This window comes from Stutzerimonas stutzeri (assembly GCF_002890895.1).
Taxonomy (GTDB): domain Bacteria; phylum Pseudomonadota; class Gammaproteobacteria; order Pseudomonadales; family Pseudomonadaceae; genus Stutzerimonas; species Stutzerimonas stutzeri_AB.
In genome coordinates this window covers 237,547-263,771 of record NZ_POUL01000006.1, presented here as the reverse complement: position 1 = coordinate 263,771, position 26,225 = coordinate 237,547, and the positions used below count along the sequence as shown (strand labels likewise).

The 26,225-nt window shown below is 61.7% G+C and carries 21 protein-coding genes and 2 tRNA genes; 15 read left to right on the top strand and 8 right to left on the bottom strand.

Annotated features, from left to right (window positions below; translation table 11 throughout):
• Window positions 1-14: 14 nt before the first annotated feature.
• From CXK96_RS13805 to exaC, 5 genes are all read right to left on the bottom strand, one after another.
• Window positions 15-827, bottom strand: a complete 813-nt coding sequence (locus CXK96_RS13805) for a zinc-dependent peptidase (protein WP_102837014.1) — start codon at window positions 825-827, stop codon at window positions 15-17.
• A 217-nt stretch (window positions 828-1,044) separates the two neighbouring features.
• Window positions 1,045-1,860, bottom strand: coding sequence for an ethanolamine ammonia-lyase subunit EutC (gene eutC / locus CXK96_RS13800; RefSeq protein WP_102837013.1), 816 nt, complete (start codon window positions 1,858-1,860; stop codon window positions 1,045-1,047).
• Window positions 1,861-1,906: 46 nt separating this feature from the next.
• Window positions 1,907-3,301: an ethanolamine ammonia-lyase subunit EutB gene (locus CXK96_RS13795; protein ID WP_102837012.1), complete on the bottom strand. Its 1,395-nt coding sequence runs from the start codon at window positions 3,299-3,301 to the stop codon at window positions 1,907-1,909.
• Between the two features lie 167 nt (window positions 3,302-3,468).
• Window positions 3,469-4,917: an ethanolamine permease gene (eat, locus tag CXK96_RS13790; protein ID WP_102837011.1), complete on the bottom strand. Its 1,449-nt coding sequence runs from the start codon at window positions 4,915-4,917 to the stop codon at window positions 3,469-3,471.
• Between the two features lie 172 nt (window positions 4,918-5,089).
• A complete protein-coding gene (gene exaC / locus CXK96_RS13785; RefSeq protein WP_102837010.1) occupies window positions 5,090-6,610 on the bottom strand; it encodes an acetaldehyde dehydrogenase ExaC in 1,521 nt (506 codons plus the stop codon).
• Window positions 6,611-6,826: 216 nt separating this feature from the next.
• Here exaC and mpl point away from each other — a divergent pair, with 216 nt between their 5' ends.
• The 4 genes from mpl to ftsH all read left to right on the top strand — a co-directional run bounded on the left by mpl (window position 6,827) and on the right by ftsH (window position 11,389).
• A complete protein-coding gene (gene mpl / locus CXK96_RS13780) occupies window positions 6,827-8,176 on the top strand; it encodes a UDP-N-acetylmuramate:L-alanyl-gamma-D-glutamyl-meso-diaminopimelate ligase (RefSeq protein ID WP_102837009.1) in 1,350 nt (449 codons plus the stop codon).
• A gap of 255 nt (window positions 8,177-8,431) precedes the next feature.
• Window positions 8,432-9,061: a flavin prenyltransferase UbiX gene (gene ubiX / locus CXK96_RS13775; protein ID WP_102837008.1), complete on the top strand. Its 630-nt coding sequence runs from the start codon at window positions 8,432-8,434 to the stop codon at window positions 9,059-9,061.
• A gap of 78 nt (window positions 9,062-9,139) precedes the next feature.
• Complete coding sequence (locus CXK96_RS13770; protein WP_102837064.1) at window positions 9,140-9,424, top strand: YceK/YidQ family lipoprotein; 285 nt, start codon at window positions 9,140-9,142, stop codon at window positions 9,422-9,424.
• A 123-nt stretch (window positions 9,425-9,547) separates the two neighbouring features.
• Complete coding sequence (gene ftsH, locus CXK96_RS13765; protein ID WP_102837007.1) at window positions 9,548-11,389, top strand: ATP-dependent zinc metalloprotease FtsH; 1,842 nt, start codon at window positions 9,548-9,550, stop codon at window positions 11,387-11,389.
• Here ftsH and queG read toward each other — a convergent pair.
• Complete coding sequence (gene queG / locus CXK96_RS13760) at window positions 11,386-12,480, bottom strand: tRNA epoxyqueuosine(34) reductase QueG (protein ID WP_102837006.1); 1,095 nt, start codon at window positions 12,478-12,480, stop codon at window positions 11,386-11,388. The two genes, ftsH and queG, sit on opposite strands and share 4 nt — an antisense overlap.
• Before the next feature lie 184 nt (window positions 12,481-12,664).
• On the opposite strand from queG, the gene CXK96_RS13755 reads away from it, so the two are divergent.
• The 11 genes from CXK96_RS13755 to CXK96_RS13705 all read left to right on the top strand — a co-directional run bounded on the left by CXK96_RS13755 (window position 12,665) and on the right by CXK96_RS13705 (window position 25,624).
• Window positions 12,665-14,164, top strand: a complete 1,500-nt coding sequence (locus tag CXK96_RS13755) for an NAD(P)H-hydrate dehydratase (RefSeq protein ID WP_102837005.1) — start codon at window positions 12,665-12,667, stop codon at window positions 14,162-14,164.
• Window positions 14,152-14,622: a tRNA (adenosine(37)-N6)-threonylcarbamoyltransferase complex ATPase subunit type 1 TsaE gene (gene tsaE / locus CXK96_RS13750; RefSeq protein WP_102837004.1), complete on the top strand. Its 471-nt coding sequence runs from the start codon at window positions 14,152-14,154 to the stop codon at window positions 14,620-14,622. Before CXK96_RS13755 ends, tsaE begins: the two co-directional genes overlap by 13 nt.
• Window positions 14,623-14,639: 17 nt before the next feature.
• The gene (locus tag CXK96_RS13745) at window positions 14,640-16,061 is read left to right on the top strand and encodes an N-acetylmuramoyl-L-alanine amidase (RefSeq protein ID WP_102837063.1); all 1,422 of its coding nucleotides are present in this window, start codon (window positions 14,640-14,642) and stop codon (window positions 16,059-16,061) included.
• The gene (mutL, locus tag CXK96_RS13740) at window positions 16,058-17,935 is read left to right on the top strand and encodes a DNA mismatch repair endonuclease MutL (protein ID WP_102837003.1); all 1,878 of its coding nucleotides are present in this window, start codon (window positions 16,058-16,060) and stop codon (window positions 17,933-17,935) included. The genes CXK96_RS13745 and mutL overlap by 4 nt, the downstream gene beginning before the upstream one ends.
• 63 nt (window positions 17,936-17,998) lie before the next feature.
• Complete coding sequence (gene miaA, locus CXK96_RS13735; RefSeq protein WP_102837002.1) at window positions 17,999-18,970, top strand: tRNA (adenosine(37)-N6)-dimethylallyltransferase MiaA; 972 nt, start codon at window positions 17,999-18,001, stop codon at window positions 18,968-18,970.
• A 90-nt stretch (window positions 18,971-19,060) separates the two neighbouring features.
• Window positions 19,061-19,315, top strand: a complete 255-nt coding sequence (gene hfq / locus CXK96_RS13730; RefSeq protein ID WP_019340119.1) for an RNA chaperone Hfq — start codon at window positions 19,061-19,063, stop codon at window positions 19,313-19,315.
• A 12-nt stretch (window positions 19,316-19,327) separates the two neighbouring features.
• Window positions 19,328-20,629, top strand: coding sequence for a ribosome rescue GTPase HflX (gene hflX, locus CXK96_RS13725; protein ID WP_102837001.1), 1,302 nt, complete (start codon window positions 19,328-19,330; stop codon window positions 20,627-20,629).
• Window positions 20,630-20,726: 97 nt separating this feature from the next.
• Entirely contained in the window at window positions 20,727-21,911 is a 1,185-nt protein-coding gene (hflK, locus tag CXK96_RS13720; protein ID WP_102837000.1) for an FtsH protease activity modulator HflK, read from the top strand.
• Window positions 21,911-22,783 (top strand): protease modulator HflC, encoded by an 873-nt coding sequence (gene hflC, locus CXK96_RS13715; RefSeq protein ID WP_102836999.1) that lies wholly within the window; start codon window positions 21,911-21,913, stop codon window positions 22,781-22,783. Before hflK ends, hflC begins: the two co-directional genes overlap by 1 nt.
• A gap of 283 nt (window positions 22,784-23,066) precedes the next feature.
• Complete coding sequence (locus tag CXK96_RS13710; protein ID WP_102836998.1) at window positions 23,067-24,254, top strand: ATP phosphoribosyltransferase regulatory subunit; 1,188 nt, start codon at window positions 23,067-23,069, stop codon at window positions 24,252-24,254.
• Window positions 24,255-24,328: 74 nt separating this feature from the next.
• Entirely contained in the window at window positions 24,329-25,624 is a 1,296-nt protein-coding gene (locus CXK96_RS13705) for an adenylosuccinate synthase (protein ID WP_102836997.1), read from the top strand.
• Between the two features lie 188 nt (window positions 25,625-25,812).
• Here the strand turns inward: CXK96_RS13705 and CXK96_RS13700 are convergent.
• Together CXK96_RS13700 and CXK96_RS13695 are read right to left on the bottom strand one after the other, a co-directional pair.
• A tRNA-Leu gene (locus CXK96_RS13700) sits at window positions 25,813-25,899 on the bottom strand.
• 102 nt (window positions 25,900-26,001) lie between these two features.
• Window positions 26,002-26,088: transfer RNA gene (locus tag CXK96_RS13695), tRNA-Leu, on the bottom strand.
• Window positions 26,089-26,225: the final 137 nt, after the last annotated feature.

Here is a 26,225-nt window from a genome sequence, read left to right as displayed (position 1 = left end):
TCGACGGTCGCAAATCAGTGAGGTTCCGCGTACTGCGGATGGCTGGCTTGTAGTTGCTGCAGGCGTGCCAGCGGGTCCTGTCGATAGAAGGCCGCGAGCTGCCGGTAGACCTCTGGATAGGCCTCGTGCAAGAGATCGGGGGCGCTGAAGAAATACTCACTGGTGACGGCGAAGAACTCGGCCGGGTTCTCCGCGGCGTAGGGGTCGATGGCGGTGTGGGCATGGGGATGGGCGTCCAGCCGGGCGTTGAGGGCGTCGTACGCCTTTTGCATGGCGTGAGCCCAATCCTCGATACGCATGGTGCGGTGCAGCGGGGGCAGGCCGTTGGCGTCGCCGTTGAGCATGTCGAGCTTGTGGGCGAGCTCGTGGATCACCAGGTTGTAGCCTTCCCAGGCGCCGCTTTGCCGGACACCTGGCAGGGCGAGAATCACCGGCCCCTGCAACCAGGCTTCGCCGCTGTGCTCGCCGTCCCACTCGTGCATCACGCCAGTGGAGTCGCGGTGCTTTTGCGGGCTGTGGAAATCGTCGGGGTAGATGACGATTTCATGGAAGCCCTGATACCAGTCCAGATCCGCCAGGTGCAGCAAGGGCAGCTCGGCCTGGGCGGCCAGGCGCAGCCGGTCAGCCGGCTCCAGTTCGACGCCGGGCAGGGCGGTCAATCGTTTGGCATGCAGGAACAACAAGCTGCGTTCGCGCAGACGCTCGGTCTCCTCGGTGCTGAGGCCATCGAGAATCGGCAGGCTGTCGAGCACGTTTTGCCAGAGCGCCGGTTCGATGGCGAGACGGGCGAGGATGCGCTTGCGGCGCCAGTCGCGAAAAGACCACATGAACGAGCTTCCAACCTGGGGGCGATCACCTTAAGCGCGGTGGCGATGGGCAGCAAGCGGGTGGCTCTGTGGTAAGTGCGCCAGTGGCGCGCCTATATGGGCGAAATGGTGCGGACGCTGGCCTATCGATGCGTTCAGTCGTCAAAGCGGCTGCGGTTGAGTCGCGTGCCGCGGGCAGCAAATCGGCTGCGCATCCTCTGTCGCGACAGGCGATTCATTAACCGAGCAGGAAATTGCCGACCTTCGGCGTGCCGTCATCCAGGCTGAGCATTTCCGCTTCGTCTTTGAGATTCACGCCGGAAAGCTGCCTGCGGCAGGCTTCGCGCATCAAATGAATCAGGCGGTGGGCGGCGAGGTTGTAGCTCAGGCCTTCGAGGCGGATGTTTGAGATGCAGTTGCGGTCGGCATCGGTGCGCCCGACCTTGGGCGCATAGGTGAAGTACAAACCCAGACTGTCCGGCGAGCTCAGGCCGGGGCGTTCGCCGAGCAGCATGACCACCATCTTCGCCTTCAGCCGCTCGCCCACCTCGTCACCAAGCGCGACGCGGCTCTGCTGAACCAGGCTGATCGGCGCAAGGCTCCAGCCATCTTTCTCGATCTGCTCCTCGATTCGCTGTAGCAGCGGCAGGGCGTGGCGCTGTACGGCGAGCGCCGAAAGCCCGTCGGCAATGACGATGGCCAAGTCATAGCCCGCCTCCTGTTGCTGCGCGTGGGTGTCTACCCGCTCGGCCGACTCGTCGCTCAGTCGCCGTCCCAGGTCTGGCCGTTGCAGATAGGTGTCGCGGTCCGGTGCGGCGCTGTGCAGCTGCAGGACGCGATGGCCGCGTTGTTCCAGCTGCATGGCCAGAGCTCCGGTGTCCAGAGTGAGGTGTACAGCGTCGCGGGCCTGGGCGTGGGCGAACTGGAAGTCCAGTTGAGCCTCAGTGGGCAAGCTGGCGCCGGCTCGGCCCAGTGCGATCCGTGCCGGGGTGTGTTGACGCAGGTGCGCCCAGGGATTGGTGATCGCGGTGGGTGCTGGAGGTGGGCGGCTCATAGAGCACTCCTTGGGGCGGGTCGACCAGTGCGTGCGATGCGGGGCTTCATGTCATGCGCTCCAGCGCCTGGCGGAAGGCCGGTGGGAGCTGGCTGCCCATCTGCAAGCGGCCCCCGTCCTGGCGCAGGATCTCCATCTTCGCCAGCCATTCCTCGAACTCTGGCGCCGGACGGAGGCCGAGGCTCTGACGCAGGTAGAGTGCATCGTGGAAGGAGGTGGTCTGGTAGTTGAGCATCACGTCGTCCGAACCGGGGATGCCCATGATGAAGTTGATGCCGGCGGTGCCGAGCAGGGTCAGCAGCACGTCCATGTCGTCCTGATCGGCTTCGGCGTGGTTGGTGTAGCAGATGTCGCAACCCATGGGCACGCCGAGCAGTTTGGCGCAGAAATGGTCTTCGAGCCCGGCGCGAATGATCTGCTTGCCGTTGTAGAGGTATTCCGGGCCGATGAAACCGACCACGGTGTTCACCAGCAGCGGTTTGAATTTACGGGCTACGGCATAGGCGCGCGCTTCGCAGGTTTGCTGATCGACGCCGTGATGGGCATTGGCCGACAAGGCGCTGCCCTGGCCGGTCTCGAAATACATCAGGTTGTCACCCAGCGTGCCGCGCTTCTGCGACAGGCCTGCCTCGTAGCCTTCCTGCAGCAGCGCGAGGTTGATGCCGAAACTGCTGTTAGCCGCTTCGGTGCCGGCGATGGACTGGAACACCAGGTCCAGCGGCGCACCGCGGTTGATCGCCTCGATAGAGGTGGTGACATGGGTGAGGATGCAGCCTTGAGTCGGGATCTCGTAGCGACTGATGACAGCATCAAGCATCTTCAGCAGCTCGCAGATGCCGCTGGTGCTGTCGGTGGCCGGGTTGATGCCAATGACCGCATCGCCATTACCGTAGAGCAGACCGTCGACGATGCTCGCCGCGATGCCGGCGGCTTCGTCGGTGGGATGATTGGGCTGCAGGCGGGTGGACATGCGCCCGCGCAGGCCGATGGTGTTGCGAAAGCGCGTCACCACGCGGACCTTTTGCGCCACCAGAATCAGGTCCTGCACGCGCATGATCTTCGATACCGCGGCGACCATCTCCGGCGTCAGCCCCGGTGCCAGGGCGTTCAGCGCTGCCTCGTCTGCGTCGTCCCCGAGCAGCCAGTTGCGGAAGTCACCGATGGTCAGGTGGCTGACCGGGGCGAAGGCTTCGGCGTCGTGGCTGTCGATGATCAGCCGCGTGACTTCGTCGGTTTCATAGGGGATCAGCGCTTCCTCGAGAAAGCGCTTGAGCGGGATCTGCGCCAGACACATCTGCGCGGCGACCCGCTCGGCATCGCTGCCCGCCGCGACTTCAGCGAGAAAGTCGCCGGAGCGCGCCGGGCTGGCCTTGGCCATGACCTCGCGCAGGCTGTCGAAGCGCCACTGGGTGCCGCCTACGCTGTGGGTGTATGCCGCCATACCGCCTCCCTTAGCAAGCTGATGAAAACTACCTGCGTTGGCATTCCTGCGTTAAAAGCGGCCTCAACGTACTCATTTACAAAACGTAAACTCGCACGCGAGCCCGGTCCGCCGTTTCGGCCGCTTTCGCCTTGTACTGCCTGCCTCGCTTACGTTTCAACAGCTCGCTAATGCAATGCCGCCTCGGCGTTCTCAATCGCCGCAAATTCCTCTTCCGGCGTACCGGCCACCAGGTGGTGCCGGCTGTAGAGGGCGAAGTAGGCGATGAATATTCCGTAGATCACCACGGCGGCGATGACCACCCGTGGGTCGACCAGAAATCCGGCGACCACCGCGATGCAGGCCAGCACCAGCGCCACGCCTGAGGTCAGCACGCCGCCGGGCGTCTTGTAGGGGCGGGGCAAATCCGGCCGGCGCATGCGCAGGACGATGTGCGAGGCCATCATCAGTACATAGGAGATGGTCGCGCCGAACACTGCCACCAAGATCAGCAGGTCGCCCTGGCCGGTCAGCGAAAGCAGGAAGCCGATGATGCCCGGAATCACCAGCGCCATGACCGGCGCTTTGTTCTTGTTGGTCAGCGACAGCTTGCGCGGCAGGTAGCCAGCCCGCGACAGCGCAAAGATCTGCCGGGAATAGGCGTAGATGATCGAGAAGAAGCTGGCAATCAGCCCGGCCAGGCCGACCAGATTGACGAAGCCGCTCATCCAGGTCGAAGAGCCGTAGGCGGTGGTCAGCGCTTCCACCAGCGGGTTGCCGGATTCGACCAGCGTGCTGGAACCCGCGCCGCCAGGGCCAACGAGCAAGATCAGCCCGGCGAACGCGGCCAGAATCAGCATGGCGCCGATCAGCCCGCGCGGCATGTCGCGCTGTGGATTCTTGGTTTCCTCAGCGGCCAGCGGCACGCCTTCGACGGCAAGGAAGAACCAGATCGCATAGGGGATCGCTGCCCAGATTCCCACATAGCCGTAAGGCAGGAAATTGCTGGCGCCAGCGGCCGTGGTCGGTGCGATGTCCAGCAGCTTGTCGACGGAGAAGTGCGGCACCATCGCGACGATGAACACCGCAAGCGCCAGCGCGGCGACTGCCGTGATGATGAACATCAGCTTCAAGGCTTCGCCGACGCCGAAGATGTGGATGCCGATAAAGATGATGTAGAAGGCCAGGTAGATCGCCCAGCCGCCGATGCCGAACAGTGATTCGCAATAGGCACCGATGAATACGGCGATGGCAGCTGGCGCGATGGCGTACTCGATAAGGATCGCAGTGCCGGTGAGAAAACCGCCCAGCGGGCCGAACGCGCTACGCGCAAAGCCATAACCGCCGCCTGCAGTGGGAATCATCGAGGACAGTTCAGCGAGCGAGAAGCACATGCACAGGTACATCGTCGCCATCAGCAGCGTGGCGATGAAGAGGCCGCCCCAGCCGCCTTGGGCGAGGCCGAAGTTCCAGCCGGCGTAATCACCGGAAATCACGTAGGCGACGCCGAGGCCAACCAGCAGCACCCAACCGGCGGCGCCTTTCTTGAGCTCGCGTTCCTGAAAATAGGTACTGCCAACTGCTTCGAAATCGGTGGCGTGGGTCGCGGGTGTCGCACTGCTGCGTTCGAGAGCCATGGAGGATCATCCTTTGATGGGGTCGGGTACGGCAGGATCGTTAAAGCAAGCGCTGTGCCTTTGCGCGATCTACGGCGTTTGGGAGCCTCTTGAGTGGAAGTGCAGCCACGGGTGCACCAGCCCGACGCCTCTCGGCGCGGGCGGGCACTCTTTATGGGCTAGAAGTTATGGGCTAGAAAAACCCCAGTGGATTGATGTCGTAGCTGATCAGCAGGTTCTTGGTCTGCTGGTAGCTGTCGAGAATCATCTTGTGGGTCTCGCGACCGACGCCGGACTTCTTGTAGCCACCGAACGCCGCATGGGCCGGGTAGAGGTGGTAGCAGTTGGTCCAGACGCGCCCGGCCTTGATCGCGCGGCCCATGCGATAGGCGCGGTTGATGTCGCGGGTCCAGACGCCCGCGCCGAGCCCGTACTCGGTGTCGTTGGCGATGGCCAGGGCCTCGGCTTCGTCCTTGAAGGTGGTAACGCCGATCACCGGGCCGAAGATTTCCTCCTGGAACACGCGCATCTCGTTGGTGCCCTTGAGCAGGGTCGGCTGGATGTAATAGCCGGTGGCGAGTGAGCCTTCGAGCTTCTCGGCCGCGCCGCCGGTGAGCACTTCGGCACCTTCCTGCTTGGCGATTTCCAGATAGGACATGATCTTGTCGAACTGCTGTTGGCTGGCCTGGGCGCCGACCATGGTGTCGGTGTCCAGTGGGTCGCCACGCTTGATCTGCGAGACCTTCTTCATCACCGCTTCCATGAAGGGGCCATAGATCGACTCCTGCACCAGCGCCCGAGACGGACAGGTGCACACCTCGCCCTGGTTGAAGAAGCCCAGCACCAGCCCTTCGGCTGCCTTTTCGATAAAGGTCGGCTCGGCCTGCATGATGTCTTCGAAATAAATATTCGGGCTCTTGCCGCCCAGCTCAACGGTGCTCGGGATGATGGCCTCAGCGGCGCGCTTCATGATGTGCGAGCCCACCGGTGTCGAGCCGGTGAAGGCAATCTTCGCGATGCGCTTGCTGCTTGCCAGGGCCTCGCCGGCTTCACGGCCATAGCCCTGAACCACGTTGAGCACACCGGGTGGCAGCAGGTCACCGATCACTTCCATCAGCACGGCGATGCCCAGCGGCGTTTGCTCGGCAGGCTTGAGCACCACGCAGTTGCCGGCGGCCAGCGCTGGGGCGAGCTTCCAGGCGGCCATCAGGATCGGGAAGTTCCACGGAATGATTTGCCCGACCACGCCCAGCGGTTCGTGGAAATGGTAGGCAGCAGTGTGCTCATCAATCTCCGCAGCGGTGCCTTCCTGGGCGCGGATGCAGCCGGCGAAGTAACGGAAGTGGTCGGCGGCGAGTGGAATGTCGGCGTTAAGGGTTTCGCGCACGGCCTTGCCGTTGTCCCAGGTTTCGGTGATGGCGAGCATCTCGAGGTTCTGCTCGATGCGGTCGGCGATCTTGAGCAGGATCAATGAGCGCGCCTGTACGCTGGTCTTGCCCCAGGCATCAGCGGCGGCGTGGGCGGCGTCCAGCGCCTTTTCGATGTCGGCAGCGTCGGAGCGTGGAAACTCGGCAATGGGCTGACCGTTAACCGGTGACAGGTTGGTGAAGTATTGGCCGTTGGCTGGCTCGACGAACTCGCCGTTGATGAAGTTGCCGTAACGGGACTTGAAGGAAACGACAGCGCCTTCGCTGCCGGGATGGGCGTAACGCATGGTGAGTCTCCGGGGCTTGTAATTGTGTTGGGACTGCTGTCATCCAGCGTAGAACAAAGTCCGTTCGTCGGCTGGCGAGGCGACGTGCGGTGTACCGCTGGTCGGGCATTGGCAGCGCCAGTGCTGTGCTAATCTGCGCCGCAGTTTTCGGCGCTCACAGGCGTGGCTGTGCCACTTGCTCCGATTGCTCGGCGCGGCGCTTTTCAGAGGTCATTCATGCATATCCATATTCTCGGCATCTGCGGCACCTTCATGGGTTCGCTGGCAGTGCTGGCCAAGGAACTTGGCCATCGCGTCACCGGTTCGGACGCCAATGTCTATCCCCCGATGAGCACTCAGCTTGAGGCTCAGGGCATCGAGCTGACCCAAGGCTACGAGCCCAGTCAGCTTGAACCGGCGCCAGACCTAGTAGTGATCGGCAATGCGTTGTCACGTGGCAACCCGGCCGTGGAATACGTGCTGAACAAAGGGCTACCTTATGTGTCTGGCCCACAGTGGCTGGCTGACCATGTGCTGCAGGGCCGCTGGGTGTTGGCTGCGGCAGGCACCCATGGCAAGACCACCACCAGCAGCATGCTTGCGTGGGTACTGGAACACGCCGGCATGAGCCCGGGCTTTCTCATCGGCGGGGTGCCGCAGAACTTCGGTATCTCCGCCCGACTGGGTGGTACGCCATTCTTCGTGGTTGAGGCGGACGAGTACGACAGCGCGTTCTTCGACAAGCGCAGCAAGTTCGTCCACTACCGCCCGCGCACGGCGATCCTCAATAATCTCGAGTTCGACCACGCGGATATTTTCCCGGACCTCGCTTCAATTGAACGCCAGTTCCACCATCTGGTACGCACGGTGCCGAGCGAAGGACTGGTCATCCATCCGGAATCCGAGCAGGCGCTCAAGCGCGTTATCGGCATGGGTTGCTGGACGCCGGTGCAGACCACTGGCGAAGGCGGGCAGTGGCAGGCGAATCTGTTGAGCGCCGACGGCTCGCGCTTCGAGGTGATTTTCGACGGTGACGTACAGGGCGTAGTCGACTGGGAGCTGACCGGCCAGCACAACGTCAACAATGCACTGGCGACCCTGGCCGCAGCACGGCATGTGGGCGTATTGCCGAAGCAGGGCGCCGAAGCGCTGAGCGAATTTCGCAGCGTCAAGCGGCGCATGGAAAAGGTCGCCGAGGTTAACGGCGTGACCATTTATGACGACTTTGCTCATCACCCGACCGCGATCGCCACCACGCTCGATGGGCTGCGCAAGCGTGTTGGTGATACGCCAATCATTGCGGTGGTCGAGCCGCGCTCGAACTCGATGAAGCTCGGCGCGCATCGTGAGGGATTGGCCGAGTCGGTGGCGCTGGCCGATCAGGCCATCTGGTACGCGCCGCCGAACCTGGGCTGGGATCTGGCCGCTACGGTCGCCGGCTCGCCGGTCGAAACCACCGTCTGCGATTCGCTGGAGGCGATCATCGCCAAGGTCAAGGCCGACGCCACGCCGGGGACGCAGGTAGTGGTGATGAGCAACGGCGGCTTTGGTGGGTTGCACGTCAAACTGGCCACTGCTCTGGCGTAGGGTGGAAATCGCCGAAGGCATTTCCACGCGTAGAGTTGGTAGGGAAATTGGTGTCGGGCGTAACGGTGGAAAAACGCTTCGCGGTTTTCCACCCTACGAGATTCCGAATAGGGCGAATTTGTTCTCAAAGCGTCGCGAGCGAAGCTTAGGCAAGGCGAAACCTTGCGAGAAAGCGGAGCTTACTGGTGCAAGTGAGCATTTCGAGTAAGGTTTCAACGCAGCATAAGCAAGCGCAGCAGCTTTGGGAGCACATTCATGAGCGGACCGGAACGCATCACCTTGGCCATGACCGGCGCCTCCGGCGCGCAATACGGTCTGCGCCTGCTCGATTGCCTGATTCAAGAAGACCGCGAGGTGCACTTCCTGATTTCCAAGGCGGCGCAATTGGTGATGGCCACCGAGACCGATGTCGTGCTGCCGGCCAAACCGCAGGCCATGCAGGCGTTTCTCTCCGAATACACCGGCGCCGCGGCGGGCCAGATCCGTGTGTTTGCCAAGGAAGACTGGATGGCGCCGCCGGCTTCCGGCTCCGGCGCACCGACCGCGATGGTGGTGGTGCCGTGCTCGACCGGCACCTTGTCGGCCATCGCCACCGGCGCCTGCAATAACCTGATCGAGCGTGCGGCGGATGTTGCCCTTAAGGAACGCCGACAGCTGATCCTGGTGCCGCGTGAAGCGCCGTACTCGAGCATCCATCTGGAACACATGCTCAAGCTGTCCAATCTCGGGGTGACCATCCTGCCGGCATCACCGGGCTTCTATCACCAGCCGCAGACTATCGATGACCTCGTCGACTTCATCGTGGCGCGCATTCTCAACCTGCTCAACATCCCGCAGGACATGCTGCCGCGTTGGGGCGAGCACCATATCGTCAGTGACGATTGAGTGTGGCTGCGTAACCGGGCAGAGTCACCGTCTCGCTGCCGTGACTGCTGACCAGGAGCGGTTATGAAACGATCTGTCATGCGGCGTTGCTCGTTACTCCTGACTGTCCTGCTGTTCTCCGGCTGCGGCACAGTGCGCACCCTGAATGCCGCCAAACCCGGCGCACCCATTGTCTACTCCGGCACTCGCCTGGACTGGTACAGCCTCAACGGCGGTTGCTGCCCGCTGGACCGCTTTGGTGCCGAGGCGCCCAGGCATGCAGCGCTCGACCTACCAGCCAGCGCTTTGCTGGACACGCTGTTGTTGCCCTTTGCCCTCGCCGCCGTATTGGGTGTTGGGCTTGGCGTCAGCGGCGGTCTCTGAAACGTTCTGAGGTGACGCTGCCTGGCCTGTTACTGATCTGGGTCCAGCGTGGAGCCACGGAAAGGGCCATAGTCGCCGTATCTGCAATATGTTGCACATGGTGGTCAGGACCAGGAGGGAAGGGTGAAAGAACAAGCTCAGTTTCACGTGAGTTACTGGTTTATCGCCGTCCTGGCGTTTCTCGGCATTCAATACCTGCTGACGGCGCAGCAGGAAGTAGCGACGATCCCCTACAGCGAGTTCGAGCAGCACCTCAAGGATGGGCGCATCGACGAGCTGGCGATCACCGAGCGACGTATCGAAGGCACCTTCAAGGAGCCGTTGCCCAGCGGGCAGCGACGCTTCGTCAGTAACCGCGTCGAGCCGCAGTTGGCCGAGCACCTGCAGCAATATCCGGTGCGCTACACCGGCAGGGTAGAAAGCACACTGGTGCGCGACCTGCTGTCGTGGGTCGTTCCGGCGGCGCTGTTCTTTGGCATCTGGCTGTTTCTGCTGCGCCGCATGAGCGGTGGCCTTGGCGGCGGCATGATGCAGATCGGCAAGAGCAAAGCGCGGGTCTACGTCGAGACTGACATGAAGGTTAGCTTCGCTGATGTGGCCGGCGTCGACGAGGCCAAGGACGAACTCAAGGAAATTATCGAGTTCCTGCGTGATCCGCAGGCCTACGGCCGCCTCGGCGGACGCATGCCCAAGGGCGTGCTGCTGGTTGGCCCGCCCGGCACCGGCAAGACGTTGTTGGCGCGGGCCGTGGCTGGCGAGGCAAAGGTGCCGTTCTTCTCCATTTCCGGCTCCGAGTTTGTCGAGATGTTTGTCGGGGTGGGTGCGGCGCGGGTGCGTGACCTGTTCGAGCAGGCCCGTGCCCAGGCACCGGCGATCATCTTCATTGACGAACTGGACGCCCTCGGTCGCGCCCGTGGCGCCGGGCCGCTGTCCGGCGGGCACGATGAGAAGGAGCAGACGCTCAACCAATTGCTGGTCGAGATGGACGGCTTCGATACCTCCAGCGGACTGGTCTTGCTGGCCGCCACCAACCGGCCGGAGATTCTCGATCCGGCCCTGCTCCGCGCTGGCCGGTTCGACCGTCAGGTGTTGGTCGATCGCCCGGACAAAGTCGGGCGGGTACAGATTCTCAACGTGCACCTGAAAAAAGCCAGGCTCGACGCTGATGTCGATCCCCAGGCCATCGCTGCGTTGACGCCTGGATTCACCGGTGCCGACCTGGCCAACCTGGTCAACGAGGCGACGCTGCTGGCCACCCGGCGTCACGGCGAGGCGGTGAGCATGGAAGACTTCACCGCCGCCATCGAGCGCATCGTCGCCGGTCTGGAGAAGCGCAATCGGCTGCTCAACCCACGTGAGCGCGAGATTGTCGCCTATCACGAAATGGGCCACGCGCTGGTCGCCATGGCGCTGCCGGGCGTCGACCCGGTGCACAAGGTATCGATCATTCCCCGTGGCATGGGCGCGCTGGGCTATACCATTCAGCGACCCATCGAAGATCGCTTCCTGATGACGCGCGAAGAGCTGGAAAACAAGATGGCGGTACTGCTCGGCGGCCGGGCTGCGGAGTGGTTGGTGTTTGCCCACCTGTCCACCGGTGCGGCGGACGACCTGGCCAAGGTCACCGACATTGCCCGGGCCATGGTCACCCGCTACGGCATGTCCCGGCGCCTCGGCCATATGGCATTGGAGCGCGAGCCGAACTCCTTTTTGGGCAACGAAGCGATGCTCGGCCTCAAGCCGCAGCATGATTACTCGGAAAGTACCGCCACAGCGATCGATGAGGAGGTGCAGGAGCTTGTTCAGTCCGCTTTTCAGCGCAGCCTGGCGCTGCTTGAGGCACGACGGGAGCTGCTCGAGCGCAGCGCGAGCAGGCTACTGCAGCAGGAAACGCTGGAAGGTGAAGAGTTACTCAGCTTGAGTGCTGCTTCAATCAGCGCCTCGGCAGAGCCGATGCGCCCTTAGTTCCCGCTATTTGAGGCAGACGAAGAGCGTTGTTTTTCATGCTGTCCCAACGCCCATTGGACATGTTCGCGCACCAGCTCCGAGGGATCATCGCGGCGCGCCTGCAGCGCTTCAAGCACAGGAATACTGGACGGTGCATTACCGAGCCCAACGGCCAGGTTGCGTAACCAGTTTTGATAGCCCGTCCGCCGCAGCGGCGAGCCCTCGGTGCGGCTGAGAAATTCGTCTTCTGTCCAGCGAAACAGCGTGGCCAGCTCGGCATTGTCCAGGCTGTGGCGGGGCTGGAAGTCGGTCTGCTGGGTGGGTTTGGCGAAGCGGTTCCAGGGGCAGACGATCTGGCAGTCATCGCAGCCGAACACGCGGTTGCCGATCTTCGACCGTAACTCGACGGGAATCGAACCTTTCAGCTCGATGGTGAGGTAGGAAATGCAGCGCCGAGCATCCAGCACCCGTTCGCCGACGAAAGCCTCGGTCGGGCAGATGTCCAGGCAGGCATGGCAGCTACCGCAGTGGTCGCGTGCGGTGGGTTCGTCGACCGGCAGGGCGATGTCGGCGAACAGTTCGCCAAGGAAGAACCAGCTGCCGGCTTTGCGATTGAGCACCAAGGTGTTCTTGCCGATCCAGCCAAGGCCGGCCTGCTGGGCCACGGCCTTTTCCAGCACCGGTGCGCTGTCGACGAAGGCTCGGAAGCCGAAGGGGCCGATCACCTGCTGAATGCGCTCGGCCAGCTGTTGCAGGCGCTTGCGGATCAGTTTGTGATAGTCGCGGCCCAACGCGTAGCGGGACACGTAGGCTTTTTCCGGATGCGCCAGTTGCTCGGCCATGCGCGTGTCGCCCGGCAGGTAGTCCATGCGCAACGACACGACTCGCAGCGTGCCCGGCACCAGTTGCTCCGGGTGGGAACGTTTGCTGCCATGAGCAGCCATATAGTCCATCTCGCCGTGGTAGCCGGCTGCCAGCCAGCGTTCGAGGTGGGCCTCGTGCTCGCCCAGATCGACACCGGTGATGCCGACCTGCTGGAAGCCGAGCTCGCGGCCCCACTCCTTGATGGAGTCGGCAAGAACGGCTGGGTCGAGGATGGTGCTGGACATGGCTTCGAATCGTCGGGCATTGCGGTGGGGGAGCGGGTTAACGAGGCAGCCTGCGGAGGCGATCGCCGATCTGCCGCGCTGCGCACCACGAGACGACTGTGACGCTTTGATCCGCCACAGATGCGCGGGAGCGGGTCGGGCTGCGCATGCGTATAATTCTGCCAGATATTCGCTCGGGTGATTCATGTCCCAGACCACCGATACACTTCCCGTCCCGCTTTACTCTGCCGCTCAAGTGCGTGAGCTCGATGCTCGGTTGATCGCGGCCGGGACCCCCGGTTACGAACTGATGCAGCGTGCCGCGCATGCGGCGTGGCGTGCCTTAAAGCGCCGCTGGCCTGATGCAGACGAGATCAGCGTGCTTGCTGGTCGGGGCAACAATGCCGGGGATGGCTATTTGATTGCGGCGTTGGCGCAGCGTGCCGGTCGTCAGGTCAGGGTGTTGGCCGTGGGCGATCCGCAGCAACTGCAGGGCGATGCCGCCCAGGCTTTTGCTGAAGCCCAGGCAGCCGGCGTCAAGGTCACGCCCTGGGCAGCCGGTACGGACCTGCGCGGCGTGCTGGTCGATGCGCTGCTCGGTACGGGTATTGCCGGCGAGGTGCGTGAACCCTATGCCAGCGCCATACGCGCGATGAATGAAAGCGCGCAGCCGATCCTCTCGGTCGACCTGCCGTCCGGGTTGTGTGCCGACACGGGGCATCAGCTCGGCGACGCAGTGCGGGCCGAGCTGACTGTAACCTTTATCGGCCTCAAGCTCGGCCTGTTTACAGGCCAGGGTCCGGATTGTTTCGGAGCGCTGGTATTCGATGACCTGCAGGCCGATGCGGAGGTCGTCGCACAGATCAAGCCATCCGCTCTGCGCTTGTGCGAGGCCAACTTGCCGACGCTCGCGCCCCGCTCGCCAACTGCTCATAAAGGAAGCTTTGGTCAGGTGCTGGTCATCGGTGGCGACCTCGGCACCGGCGGCGCCGCATTGCTCAGTGCCGAAGCCGCGCTGCGCTGCGGCGCCGGCATGGTGACCCTGGCGACGCGTCCCGAGCATGCCACTGCCTCGCTGGTGCGGCGTCCGGAAATCATGTGCAGTGGCGTCGAATCCACTTATGCATTGACGGCGCTGACCCAACGCGCCGATGTGCTGGTCATCGGGCCTGGCCTGGGCCAGGCGCCCTGGGGGCGCAGTTTGCTGTCGCTGGCACCTCAGTGCCGTGTCCCGCAGGTGTGGGATGCCGACGCGCTGAATCTGCTGGCGGCAGGTGCGGTCGAGTTGCCAAGTGATTGTCTGCTCACACCGCATCCCGGAGAGGCGGCGCGGCTGCTGGGTATTTCCGTGGCTGATGTGCAGGCCGACCGACCCGCCGCTGCTCGTGCTCTGGCTGCTCGCTTCGGTTGTGCCGTATTGCTGAAGGGCGCCGGAACCCTGATTGCCGATCACGACGGTCGGTTGGCGCTGTGTGATCGCGGGCATCCGGCCATGGCCAGCGCGGGCCTCGGCGATGTCTTGGCGGGGGTTGCGGGAGCATTGCTGGCGCAGGGACTGGCGCCTTTCGAAGCGGCCTGTTTTGCGGTCTGGTTGCATGCGGTGGCAGGCGAGCGTCTTGGTGCCGGGGGGCGCGGGCTGGTTGCCGCCGATCTGATTCCTATGGTCCGCCAGTTGCTCGAGGAGCATTCACCATGTCTGACCTAACACTGTTGGCTGCCGACGAAGACGCCATGCTGTTGCTGGGGGCGCGCATCGCCCAGGCGACCGGCGGCCTAGGTGTGATCTACCTCCACGGTGACCTTGGCGCCGGCAAGACCACGCTGTCGCGTGGGCTGATCCGTGGGCTTGGGCACGAGGGCAAGGTCAAGAGCCCGACCTTTACCCTGGTCGAACCTTATGAGACTCCGGCTGCACGAGTGTTCCATTTCGACCTGTACCGTCTGGTCGACCCGGAAGAACTGGAATTTCTCGGCATTCGCGACTATTTCGAAGGTGACGCCCTGTGCCTGGTAGAGTGGCCAGAGCGTGGCGCCGGCATTTTGCCAAAGGCCGACCTGGACATTACCATTACGCCGCACGGGGCCGGTCGTATGCTGCGCCTGACGCCACAGGGCGAGCGCGGTGAAGGCTGGTGTTCCATCCTGACCGTCGGCAATCAATGAACATCATGGGGTTGGGTATGCGCATGCGCGCGCTGGTGAGTGGTTTGGCATTGATGTTCGCGGCCATGCAGGTTCTGGCGGCTTCCGACGTCCAGAGCGTGCGTCTATGGCGAGCGCCTGACAACACACGGTTGGTCTTTGACCTGTCCGGCCCTGTCCAGCACAAGGTATTCACCTTGACGGCTCCGGATCGCATCGTCATTGACGTTGACGGCGCCAATCTGGCCAAGCCATTCGATCAGCTGCCGCTGCAGAACACGCCCATCTCGGGGCTGCGCGCAGCGAAATACGATGCGGACACCTTGCGGGTGGTCATTGACCTGAGCGCCGAGGTTTCGCCAAAGAGCTTTACGCTCACGCCGAACCAGCAGTACGGCCATCGGCTGGTGGTCGATCTGTTCGACAATGCTGCTGATGCGGCCGCGGCGTCCACCGCCAACGTCCCGGCGACTGCCGCGCCGAGTACGCCAACTGCTCCTGTATCGCCGACCTTGCCGGCGATCAAGCTGCCTCCGCTGCCAAGCAGCAAGCGCGATATCGTCATTGCGATCGACGCCGGGCACGGCGGAGAAGACCCCGGCGCCATCGGTCCTGGCAAGATCTATGAGAAAACCGTGGTGCTGGCTCTTGCCAAGGAGCTGCAGCGCCAGATCAATACCGACAAAGGCTTCCGCGCCGAGCTGGTGCGCACCGGTGATTACTTTATCCCCTTGCGTAAACGCACCGAAATTGCCCGGAAGAAGGGCGCTGATCTGTTCGTCTCCATTCATGCCGATGCGGCGCCGCGGTCGTCGGCCTACGGCGCGTCGGTGTTTGCTTTATCGGATCGCGGTGCGACATCGGAAACTGCACGTTGGCTGGCTGACAGTGAAAACCGTTCGGACCTGATCGGCGGTGCCGGAAATGTCAGCCTGGGCGACAAGGACCAGATGCTTGCCGGCGTGCTGTTGGATTTGTCGATGACCGCTTCGTTGTCTTCCAGTCTTAACGTCGGGCAGAAGGTGCTGAGTAACATGGGTCGGATCACGCCGTTGCATAAACGCCGTGTGGAACAGGCCGGATTCATGGTGCTGAAATCACCGGATATCCCGTCGATCCTGGTAGAGACCGGGTTCATTTCCAATCCATCCGAGGCGCGGAAGCTGCAAACCGCAGCGCATCAGCAGGCCTTGGCGCGCTCAATCCACAGTGGCGTGCGACAGTTCTTCCATGAAAACCCGCCGCCCGGCACCTACGTTGCCTGGATGCGCGACTCCGGCAAGATTGCCAGCGCGGCGCGCGAGCATGTCGTTCGTTCAGGCGAAAGCCTGGCGCTGCTTGCTCAGCGCTATCAGATCAGCTTGCCTGCGTTGCGCAGTGCCAACAGCTTGAAAAGCGACGTGATCAAGGTTGGCCAAACGCTGAATATTCCAGCGACGACTCTGGCCTCACAGCCATGATCGAGGCTGCGCGCATCCAGCTGCTCAGTCCGCGGCTGGCGAACCAGATTGCCGCCGGTGAGGTGGTTGAACGACCCGCTTCGGTGATCAAAGAGCTGCTGGAGAATAGCCTCGATTCCGGGGCGACCCGGATCGAAGTGGACGTCGAACAAGGCGGCATCAAACTGCTGCGGGTGCGTGATGATGGCTGCGGTATCCCCGCCGAAGATTTGCCGCTGGCCCTGGCTCGGCATGCGACCAGCAAGATCCGGGACCTGGAAGACCTCGAGCGGGTGATGAGCCTGGGTTTTCGCGGTGAGGCGCTGGCGTCGATCAGTTCGGTTTCTCGGTTGACCTTGACCTCCCGTACGGCCGAGGCAGCCGAGGCGTGGCAGGTCGAAACCGAGGGCCGGGACATGGAGGCTCGCGTTCAGCCAGCGGCGCATCCGGTCGGTACTTCAGTGGAAGTGCGCGACCTGTTCTTCAATACGCCGGCGCGGCGCAAGTTTCTGCGTACCGAAAAGACCGAGTTCGATCACCTGCAGGAAGTGATCAAGCGGCTGGCTCTGGCGCGGTTCGATGTGGCCTTTCACCTTCGGCACAACGGCAAGGTGGTTCTTGCGCTGCACCCGGCGAATGACCCGACATCCAGGGCTCGCCGCGTCGCATCGGTCTGCGGTCCGGCCTTTCTCGAGCAGGCGTTGCCGGTCGAGATTGAGCGTACCGGCTTGCATCTCTGGGGGTGGGTAGGCTTGCCTACGTTCTCCCGCAGCCAGGCGGATCTGCAGTATTTCTATGTGAATGGACGCATGGTGCGCGACAAGCTGGTCGCGCATGCGGTGCGGCAGGCTTACCGCGACGTCCTGTTCAATGGTCGGCACCCGACCTTCGTGTTGTTCCTCGATGTCGACCCGGCGGTAGTGGACGTCAATGTTCATCCGACCAAGCACGAGGTGCGATTTCGCGACAATCGCATGGTGCATGATTTCCTGTACGGCACCTTGCACCGCGCGCTCGGTGATGTGCGTCCGGAGGATCAGCTTGCCGCGCCAGCGAGTGTGGCGCCGGTAACCAAGGTCTCCGGTCGTGATGCCGGAGAGTTCGCCGGGCAGAACGAAATGAGCCTTGCTGCCAACGTGCTGGAACAGCCGCAAGCAGAGCAGTCTGCCTGGCGCGGAGCCGGCGCGGGTTATCAGGCGCCTCGGCCGATGCCAGTCGGCAACCTTGCAGAAGCGCAGGGCGCTTACCGGGAGTTCTTCTCGCCGCTGGCTGAGGCGAATGCAGCGGCCCTGCCGGAAAGCCAGGACGATGTGCCGCCGCTTGGCTATGCGCTGGCTCAACTCAAGGGCATCTATATCCTCTCGGAAAATGCTCAAGGGCTTGTGCTGGTGGATATGCACGCCGCCCATGAGCGAATCATGTATGAGCGCCTGAAAACCGCGATGGCCAGCGAAGGGCTGCGTGGCCAGCCGCTGCTGGTTCCCGAATCGATCGCCGTCAGCCAGCGCGAAGCCGATTGTTCTGAAGAGCATGCCCAGTGGTTTCAGAGGCTTGGCTTCGAGTTGCAGCGATTGGGCCCGGAAAGCTTGGCGATCCGCCAGATTCCGTCCTTGCTCAAACAGGCCGAGGCGACCCGGCTGGTACAGGATGTGCTGGCCGACCTGCTTGAATACGGCACCAGCGACCGCATTCAGGCGCACCTTAACGAACTGCTTGGCACCATGGCATGTCACGGCGCGGTCCGTGCAAACCGACGCCTTACCGTGCCGGAGATGAACGGCCTGTTGCGTGATATGGAGCAGACCGAGCGCAGTGGTCAGTGCAATCACGGGCGTCCGACCTGGACTCAGCTGGGCATGGGCGACCTGGACAAGCTCTTTCTCCGGGGGCGATAGGCAGGCGGTCCGGCCTTTACGCTGGCGCCTGCATCACCCTCGATACATTTCTTTGAGCATCCGATGTCCCGACTACCTCCCGCGATTTTTCTCATGGGTCCGACCGCCGCCGGTAAAACGGACCTGGCGATCGAGCTTGCTCGTGCATTGCCATGTGACCTGATCAGCGTCGATTCCGCCCTGGTCTACCGCGACATGGACATCGGAACCGCCAAACCTTCTGCGGAGCTGTTGAGAGCCTTCCCGCATCGGCTGATCGATATCAGGGACCCGGTCCAGAGCTACTCGGCCGCCGAGTTTGTCAGCGATGCCCTCGCCGCAATGGCTCAGAGCACCGAAGCAGGGCGCATTCCGCTGCTGGTCGGCGGCACCATGTTGTACTTCAAGGCGTTGCTCGAAGGGCTGGCGGATATGCCGGCCGCCGATGCAGAGGTGCGCGCGGCGCTCGAAGCACAGATGCGGGCCGAGGGCGCTGGGGTGCTGCATCGCCAACTCAGCGAAATCGATCCGGTATCGGCCGCGCGTATCCATCCGAATGATCCGCAGCGTCTGATCAGGGCGCTTGAAGTCTATCGAGTCAGCGGTATCAGCATGACCGAGCATCGTGCTCGGCAATCCGCTCAAAAAGCCGGAGCCGGCACGCCAGACGGCTGCGTCTTGCCTTATACTGTCGCGCAGTTGTACATAGCGCCTGCTCAACGGCAGGTCTTGCACCAGCGTATCGAGCAGCGTTTCGTTCAGATGGTTGAACAGGGCTTTGTTGCAGAGGTCGAAGGTCTTCGCGGGCGCCCTGATTTGCATGCCGAACTGCCGTCCATGCGAGCGGTCGGTTATCGTCAGGTTTGGCGCTATCTGGACGGTGAGTATTCGGCGCCGGAAATGGTTGAGCGTGGGGTGATCGCAACCCGGCAACTGGCCAAGCGTCAAATGACCTGGTTGAGGGGATGGGAGGGGGTTCACTGGCTGGAAAGTTCGGCCCGCGACAATCTGCCGCGAGCATTGAAATACTTGGATAGGCTCGCCATATTGAGCTGACACTGCTATTTGACCGGCTATTCTCAATCACTGATCGGCCGTGTTCGATTTCGAATAATTAATGAAAAGATCCTTTAAGGAGTGCGGCACATGTCAAAAGGGCATTCGCTACAAGACCCTTACCTGAACACCCTGCGTAAGGAGCGCGTTCCGGTTTCCATCTACTTGGTCAACGGTATCAAGCTTCAGGGTCAGATCGAGTCATTCGACCAGTTTGTCATTCTGTTGAAGAACACGGTTAGTCAGATGGTTTACAAGCATGCCATCTCGACTGTCGTTCCTGGCCGTCCGGTGCGCCTGCCTGCTGCTGGCGATGCTGAGCAGTCCGAGTCGGGTAACGAATAAAGGGAGCCTTCTTTGTTCTTCGAACGTCCCGGTGGTGGTGAGCGGGCTATCCTGGTTCATCTGGATGCTCAGGATCCAGCGGCGCGTGAAGACCCCCAAGAGTTTCGGGAGCTGGCGCGGTCAGCTGGCGCTGAGACAGTTGGTTTCGTCAATGTTGCCAAGCATCAACCTTCCGCCAAATTTCTAATCGGCAGCGGCAAAGTCGAAGAGTTGCATGACCTTGTCAGGGATGGCGAGGTCGAGCTGGTCATTTTCAATCACACCCTGACGCCCAGCCAGGAGCGCAACCTCGAGCGAGCGCTCGAATGCCGTGTGCTTGATCGGACCGGGCTGATCCTCGATATCTTTGCTCAGCGGGCGCGCACGCACGAAGGCAAGTTGCAGGTTGAGCTGGCTCAGTTGGATCATATGAGCACTCGACTGGTGCGGGGCTGGACTCACCTTGAGCGGCAGAAGGGGGGGATTGGTCTACGCGGCCCTGGCGAGACACAGCTTGAAACTGACAGGCGCTTGCTGCGTGTGCGTATCCGCCAGATCAAGCAGCGGCTGGAAAAGGTTCGTAGTCAGCGTGAGCAGGCTCGCCGTGGCCGCAGACGTGCTGACATTCCGCTTATATCCCTGGTGGGCTATACCAACGCGGGTAAGTCCACTCTTTTCAATGCTTTGACCGAATCCGAGGTTTATGCCGCCAACCAGCTTTTCGCTACGCTGGATCCCACCTTGCGTCGTCTGGATCTGGATGACCTGGGGCCTGTGGTGATTGCTGATACGGTTGGATTCATTCGTCACTTGCCGCACAAACTGGTCGAATCTTTCCGGGCCACGCTCGAAGAGTCGAGTAATGCTGATCTGCTGCTGCATGTCATCGATACTCACGAGCCTGAGCGGGATCAGCAGATCGAGCAGGTGCTGGCGGTGTTGACCGAGATCGGTGCGAATGAGCTACCGATTCTTGAGGTTTACAACAAAGTGGATCTGCTTGAAGGCATCGAGCCGCAGATCCAGCGCGATGCTGATGGCGTACCGCAGCGGGTATGGGTCTCGGCGCAGCAAGGATTGGGGCTGGATCTGCTGAAGCAGGCCATTGCCGAACTGCTTGGTAACGACCTTTACATAGGTACGCTTCGGTTGCCTCAGCAGCTTGGGCGCATGCGTGCGCAGCTGTTCGACCTTGGGGCCGTGCAGTCCGAAGTTCACGATGAAGAGGGTGTCAGCCTGCTTGATGTACGTTTGCAGCGTGTCGAGCTGCATCGACTGATTAGTCGCGCGGGCTTTGAGGCAGAACAGTTCTTCGAGCAACACACTTTGCAATAAAGCTTGGGGGGCTTTTAAGCCGTTCGTTCCGGGCTTTCGGTAGCATTGGCGGACGCGCCGCTGGCGCGTCTTTAGCTTTATTTGAATGGAGAGCGCTATGGCTTGGAATGAGCCGGGTGGCAACTCGAACAACCAGGATCCCTGGGGTAGTGGTGGTGGCGGTGGTCGTCGCGGTGGTGACGATCAGAAAGGTCCGCCTGACCTGGATGAAGCTTTTCGCAAGCTGCAGGACAGCCTAAACGGCATGTTCGGCGGCAAGAAACGCAGTGGTGGCTCCTCGGGTGGTGGTTCCGGGCGCCGCGGTGGGTTTGCGCTGGTCTGGGTTGGTCTGGTGGTGTTGCTCGCTGTCTGGCTGTTCAATGCCATCTACATTGTCGATGAGCAAGAGCAGGCTGTGGTGTTGCGCTTCGGGAAATATCACGAAACCGTGGGCCCAGGTCTGAATATCTACTTCCCGCCGTTTGATCGGAAGTTCCAGGCGAACGTGACTCGAGAGCGCTCCTACAGCAAGCAAGGGCAGATGCTTACCGAGGATGAGAACATCATCGAAGTGCCTTTGACCGTGCAGTACAAAATCAGCGACCTTCAAGCGTTCGTTCTCAATGTCGAAGATCCGGAAGCATCGCTGCAGCACGCTACTGATAGTGCTGTGCGCCACGTTGTGGGTTCGACTGCGATGGATCAGGTGCTGACCGAGGGTCGTGAGGCCATGGCTGGCGAGGTCAAAGAACGTCTGCAACGGTTTCTCGACAATTATGGGACCGGCATAATCGTGACTCAGGTGAACCTGCAGAGTGCCGCTGCGCCGCGCGAGGTGCAGGAAGCGTTCGATGACGTTATTCGTGCCCGAGAAGATGAGCAGCGCGAGAAGAATCAGGCCGAGTCCTACGCTAACGGAGTGATCCCTGAAGCGCGCGGTCAGGCCCAGCGCATGCTGGAGGAAGCCAGTGGTTATCGTGATGCGGTGATTTCGCGGGCACAGGGTGAGGCGGATCGCTTCTCAAAGCTGGTGACCGAGTATCGAAAAGCGCCAGACGTAACGCGTGAGCGCCTCTATCTGGAAACCATGCAGGAGCTGATGAGCAATACCAGCAAGGTTCTCGTCACCGGCGAGCAGGGCCAAAATAATCTGCTGTATCTGCCGCTGGACAAGATGGTCAACAGTCGCGGTGCTGCGTCCGAGCGATCCCCTGCGGCATCGGCGTCAGGCGCTTCGACCCAAACCACGAGGCTGCCGCCGGAGTTGGATCCGCGTGAAGTGCGTACAAGGGAGGTCCGCTAATGAGCAATAAATCCCTGACCGCCCTTATTGTGGGTGTGGTGCTGGCGATCGTGGCGTGGAATAGCTTTTACATCGTCTCGCAGACGGAGCGAGCGGTAATGCTGCGATTCGGTCGTATCGTCGAGCCCGACGTGAAGCCAGGCCTGCACCTGAAGATTCCTTACGTCAATAGCGTGCGCAAGTTCGATGCGCGGCTGATGACGCTGGATACCACGACGTCGCGCTTCCTGACGCTGGAGAAGAAGGCGTTGATGGTTGATTCCTATGCCAAGTGGCGTGTGGACGATGCCGAGCGGTTCTACACGGCGACTTCGGGTGTGAAGCAGATCGCCGACGAGCGTCTCGCGCGGCGTCTCGAAGCTGCACTACGCGACCAGTTTGGTAAGCGGACCTTGCACGAGTCGGTGTCCGGTCAGCGCGACGAGCTGATGAGTCTGGTAACCAACAGTCTGAACCGAGCTGCGCAACAGGAACTCGGGATTGAAGTGGTGGATGTTCGGGTCAAGGGCATCGATCTTCCGCGCGAAGTGAACCGCAGCGTGTTCGAGCGGATGAGCTCCGAGCGTGAGCGTGAAGCCCGTGAGCATCGCGCGAAAGGCAAGGAGTTGGCCGAAGGCATTCGTGCCGACGCCGATCGTCAGCGTCGGGTGCTATTGGCTGAAGCGTTCCGTGAGGCTGAAGAGCTGCGCGGTGATGGCGATGCGCAGGCGGCAGCCATCTATGCCGCTGCTTACGGGCAAGATCGGGAATTCTATTCCTTCCATCGCAGCCTTCAAGCCTACCGTGAGAGCTTCGCCAACAAAGAAGATGTCCTGGTGCTCGACCCTAAAAGCGATTTCTTCCGTTATCTGGAGTCCGCAACCGCGCAGTGATAGCAAATGGGTCGTCCGGCGGGGTGAGCACTGTCCGCCGGGTGACCCGTTAGCGAAACATTGTTATGATCCGCGAGCCGGGAAAAGCCCGGCTTTTTTGCGTCTGCGCCCCGGCGGTAGCAGGCTGATCCGGGCATGGCCAGCCATGCTGATCCCCTGGGAGGGGCGTGGCGCTGTTGCAATGGTTCGAACACAATCGCACGCGACCGATGGGCGGCTAAGGCTGTTGCCCCGGCGTTCGTCTGCTTGACTAGGCTTGCCGTATCGAGAGGTGATTGGCGAAATGGCAACGATAGACCGCTGGCTCCTGCCAGATGGCATTGAAGAAGTGCTGCCCCCCGAAGCGGCGCGTATCGAAACTGCACGGCGTCGTGTGCTGGATCTGTTCCAGTGCTGGGGCTATGAGCTGGTTATCACCCCTCATGTAGAGTTTCTCGAATCGCTCCTGATTGGCGCTGGGCAGGACCTCGATCTCAAGACGTTCAAGGTCGTCGATCCGTTGTCAGGCCGTCAGATGGGGTTACGAGCGGACATCACGCCCCAGGTGGCGCGTGTTGACGCACATACGTTGCGCCGTGAAGGCCCTAGCCGCCTGTGCTATGCCGGCAGCGTTCTGCACGCCAAGCCACAGGCTCTCGCCACGTCGCGAAGCCCGATTCAGTTGGGCGCTGAGCTTTATGGCGACAGCAGTACTTCCAGCGACCTTGAGGTGATCAGCCTGATGCTGGAGACCCTTCTGCTCGCTGATGTGCCGGACTTGCACATGGATCTCGGGCATGTGGGGATCTATCGCGGGTTGGCGCGCGCCGCCGGCCTCTCTGGAGATGCAGAGCAGCGCCTTTTCGATGCCTTGCAGCGTAAGGCCATGGACGAGATCGCGGCGCTGACCGCTGATGTCGAGCCTTCGCTGGCAGCCATGTTGCGCGCGTTGGCGCGGCTCTGTGGTGGGCGCGAGACGCTCGATGCTGCGCGCGAGCTGCTTGCCGGTGCACCTGCTCCAGTTCTTGAGGCGCTGGAAGGTTTGGCGCAGGTCGCCGACCAGCTGGCGATGCGGTATCCCGAGCTGCCGTTGTATTTCGATCTGGGCGAGTTGCGCGGCTATCACTATCACACAGGTGTCGTTTTCGCGGTATTCGTCCCAGGCGTCGGTCAGTCGATCGCTCAAGGCGGGCGTTATGACGATATTGGTGCGGATTTTGGTCGAGCTCGTCCGGCGACCGGCTTTTCAACCGATTTGAAAACGTTGGTCAGGCTGGGCAATGCCGAGCTCGTTGACTCGTCGGCCGGTGTGTGGGCGCCGCACGGTACGGATCCGGCGTTGTGGCACGCAATCCGTAAGCTGCGTGCGCGTGGCGAGCGGGTGGTTCAAGCGTTGAGCGGGCAGCAGGTTGATGCGGCGCCGGGCGTTGGCTGTGACCGGCAGCTACTGTTGCAAGAAGGTTCCTGGGTTGTTTCGCCGCTGGACCGCTGATGTGGCTGTGCTGGCAGGTTTTCCAGATTTTTCGCCGGTCATGACCGGTATGCTTCGCCAAGAGGACAAGGTTTATGGGTAAGAATGTCGTGGTCCTGGGCACCCAATGGGGTGATGAGGGCAAGGGCAAGATCGTTGATCTGCTGACCGACCAGGCTGCGGCCGTGGTGCGTTTCCAGGGCGGTCATAACGCCGGGCACACACTGGTCATCGATGGCGAGAAAACCGTACTGCACCTGATTCCGTCCGGAATCTTGCGGGAAAACGTCCAGTGTCTGATCGGTAATGGCGTGGTCGTGGCGCCGGATGCCCTGATGCGTGAGATCACCAAGCTCGAAGAAAAGGGTGTCCCGGTTCGCGAGCGTCTGCGCATCAGCCCGGCCTGCACCCTGATCCTGCCGTATCACGTCGCTCTGGATCAGGCGCGTGAAGCATCGCGGTCCGAAGGTAAGATCGGTACCACAGGGCGTGGTATAGGGCCGGCTTACGAGGACAAGGTCGCTCGCCGTGGCCTGCGGATTGGTGATCTGTTCAATCCCGAGCGCTTCACGGTCAAGTTGCGTGAGTTGCTCGAGTACCACAACTTCATCCTGCAGAATTTCTACAAGGTCGAGCCTGTCGACTTCCAGAAGACTCTGGATGAGGCACTGGGCTACGCCGAGATTCTTCGGCCGATGATGACCGATGTCTCGGCGCGGCTGCACGAGTTGCGCAAGCAGGGTGCGCGCATCATGTTCGAGGGTGCCCAGGGCTCGCTGCTCGACATCGATCATGGTACCTACCCCTATGTAACCAGCTCCAGCACCACAGCGGGGGGTACAGCTACGGGTTCCGGTTTTGGTCCGCTCTATTTGGACTACATCCTCGGCATTACCAAGGCCTACACCACGCGCGTCGGCTCCGGCCCGTTCCCGACGGAATTGTTTGATGACGTGGGTGCTCGTCTGGCTGAGCGTGGCCATGAGTTCGGCTCGACTACCGGCCGCGCCCGGCGCTGCGGTTGGTTCGATGCGGTAATCCTGCGTCGCGCAATCGAGATCAACAGTGTCTCGGGTATCTGCCTGACCAAGCTGGACGTACTGGACGGCCTCGAGACCATCCGCATTTGCGTCGCTTACAAGGATCGCAACGGGGAAGTGCTGGTCGATGCGCCGACCGATGCGGACAGTTATCAGGGCTTGCAGCCGGTTTACGAGGAGCTTCCCGGATGGACTGAGTCCACTGTCGGGGTAAAGTCGCTTGAGGCGCTGCCGGCTAATGCGCGTGCTTACATCAAGCGCATTGAAGAGCTCGTCGAGGCGCCAGTCGACATTATTTCAACTGGCCCGGACCGCAACGAGACCATCGTGCTGCGTCATCCCTACGCCTGATCGCTGGTGTGATATTGAAAAACCGCCCTCGGGCGGTTTTTTTTGGGCCAAGGCTAATGGCTTGTAGCTGCCAAGAAGGAGCGTCAGTAGAGCGTGGAGCTACCGCTTATGGCTTGGCGGCCCTTCGAGTGGACTCCAGGCAGCAGAAACGAAAAAACCGAGCCAGTGGCTCGGTTTTTTCTGAAGAGTGGTGCCCAGGAGAAGACTCGAACTTCCACGATGTTGCCATCGCTAGGACCTGAACCTAGTGCGTCTACCAATTCCGCCACCTGGGCACATTGCGATGATTGCTCACCGACTTCTGTCGATTGCTGGTCGAGGCCGACAAACCTCGTGTCTATGAGGCGCTTGCTGTTGCAAATGTCTCATCGGATAAATGGTGCCCAGGAGAAGACTCGAACTTCCACGGTGTTGCCACCGCTAGGACCTGAACCTAGTGCGTCTACCAATTCCGCCACCTGGGCACTGCAAACGATGATACTTCATCGTTTCCGTGTTACAACGTCTACCAGACATTGTGGGCGCGAACTATACGGGCGAGGTTATGCCTTGTAAAGCCCCGTCCAGGAAAAATAATTTGTGCGAAAGCTGCCGTCGGACG

What these genes read in the sequence shown, in the direction of transcription:
- CXK96_RS13805 (WP_102837014.1), bottom strand. Translation starts at nt 827, where the DNA reads ATGTGGTCTTTTCGCGACTGGCGCCGCAAGCGCATCCTCGCCCGTCTC.
- eutC (WP_102837013.1), bottom strand. Translation starts at nt 1,860, where the DNA reads ATGAGCCGCCCACCTCCAGCACCCACCGCGATCACCAATCCCTGGGCG.
- CXK96_RS13795 (WP_102837012.1), bottom strand. Translation starts at nt 3,301, where the DNA reads ATGGCGGCATACACCCACAGCGTAGGCGGCACCCAGTGGCGCTTCGAC.
- eat (WP_102837011.1), bottom strand. Translation starts at nt 4,917, where the DNA reads ATGGCTCTCGAACGCAGCAGTGCGACACCCGCGACCCACGCCACCGAT.
- exaC (WP_102837010.1), bottom strand. Translation starts at nt 6,610, where the DNA reads ATGCGTTACGCCCATCCCGGCAGCGAAGGCGCTGTCGTTTCCTTCAAG.
- mpl (WP_102837009.1), top strand. Translation starts at nt 6,827, where the DNA reads ATGCATATCCATATTCTCGGCATCTGCGGCACCTTCATGGGTTCGCTG.
- ubiX (WP_102837008.1), top strand. Translation starts at nt 8,432, where the DNA reads ATGAGCGGACCGGAACGCATCACCTTGGCCATGACCGGCGCCTCCGGC.
- CXK96_RS13770 (WP_102837064.1), top strand. Translation starts at nt 9,140, where the DNA reads ATGCGGCGTTGCTCGTTACTCCTGACTGTCCTGCTGTTCTCCGGCTGC.
- queG (WP_102837006.1), bottom strand. Translation starts at nt 12,480, where the DNA reads ATGTCCAGCACCATCCTCGACCCAGCCGTTCTTGCCGACTCCATCAAG.
- CXK96_RS13755 (WP_102837005.1), top strand. Translation starts at nt 12,665, where the DNA reads ATGTCCCAGACCACCGATACACTTCCCGTCCCGCTTTACTCTGCCGCT.
- tsaE (WP_102837004.1), top strand. Translation starts at nt 14,152, where the DNA reads ATGTCTGACCTAACACTGTTGGCTGCCGACGAAGACGCCATGCTGTTG.
- CXK96_RS13745 (WP_102837063.1), top strand. Translation starts at nt 14,640, where the DNA reads ATGCGCATGCGCGCGCTGGTGAGTGGTTTGGCATTGATGTTCGCGGCC.
- mutL (WP_102837003.1), top strand. Translation starts at nt 16,058, where the DNA reads ATGATCGAGGCTGCGCGCATCCAGCTGCTCAGTCCGCGGCTGGCGAAC.
- miaA (WP_102837002.1), top strand. Translation starts at nt 17,999, where the DNA reads ATGTCCCGACTACCTCCCGCGATTTTTCTCATGGGTCCGACCGCCGCC.
- hfq (WP_019340119.1), top strand. Translation starts at nt 19,061, where the DNA reads ATGTCAAAAGGGCATTCGCTACAAGACCCTTACCTGAACACCCTGCGT.
- hflK (WP_102837000.1), top strand. Translation starts at nt 20,727, where the DNA reads ATGGCTTGGAATGAGCCGGGTGGCAACTCGAACAACCAGGATCCCTGG.
- hflC (WP_102836999.1), top strand. Translation starts at nt 21,911, where the DNA reads ATGAGCAATAAATCCCTGACCGCCCTTATTGTGGGTGTGGTGCTGGCG.
- CXK96_RS13710 (WP_102836998.1), top strand. Translation starts at nt 23,067, where the DNA reads ATGGCAACGATAGACCGCTGGCTCCTGCCAGATGGCATTGAAGAAGTG.
- CXK96_RS13705 (WP_102836997.1), top strand. Translation starts at nt 24,329, where the DNA reads ATGGGTAAGAATGTCGTGGTCCTGGGCACCCAATGGGGTGATGAGGGC.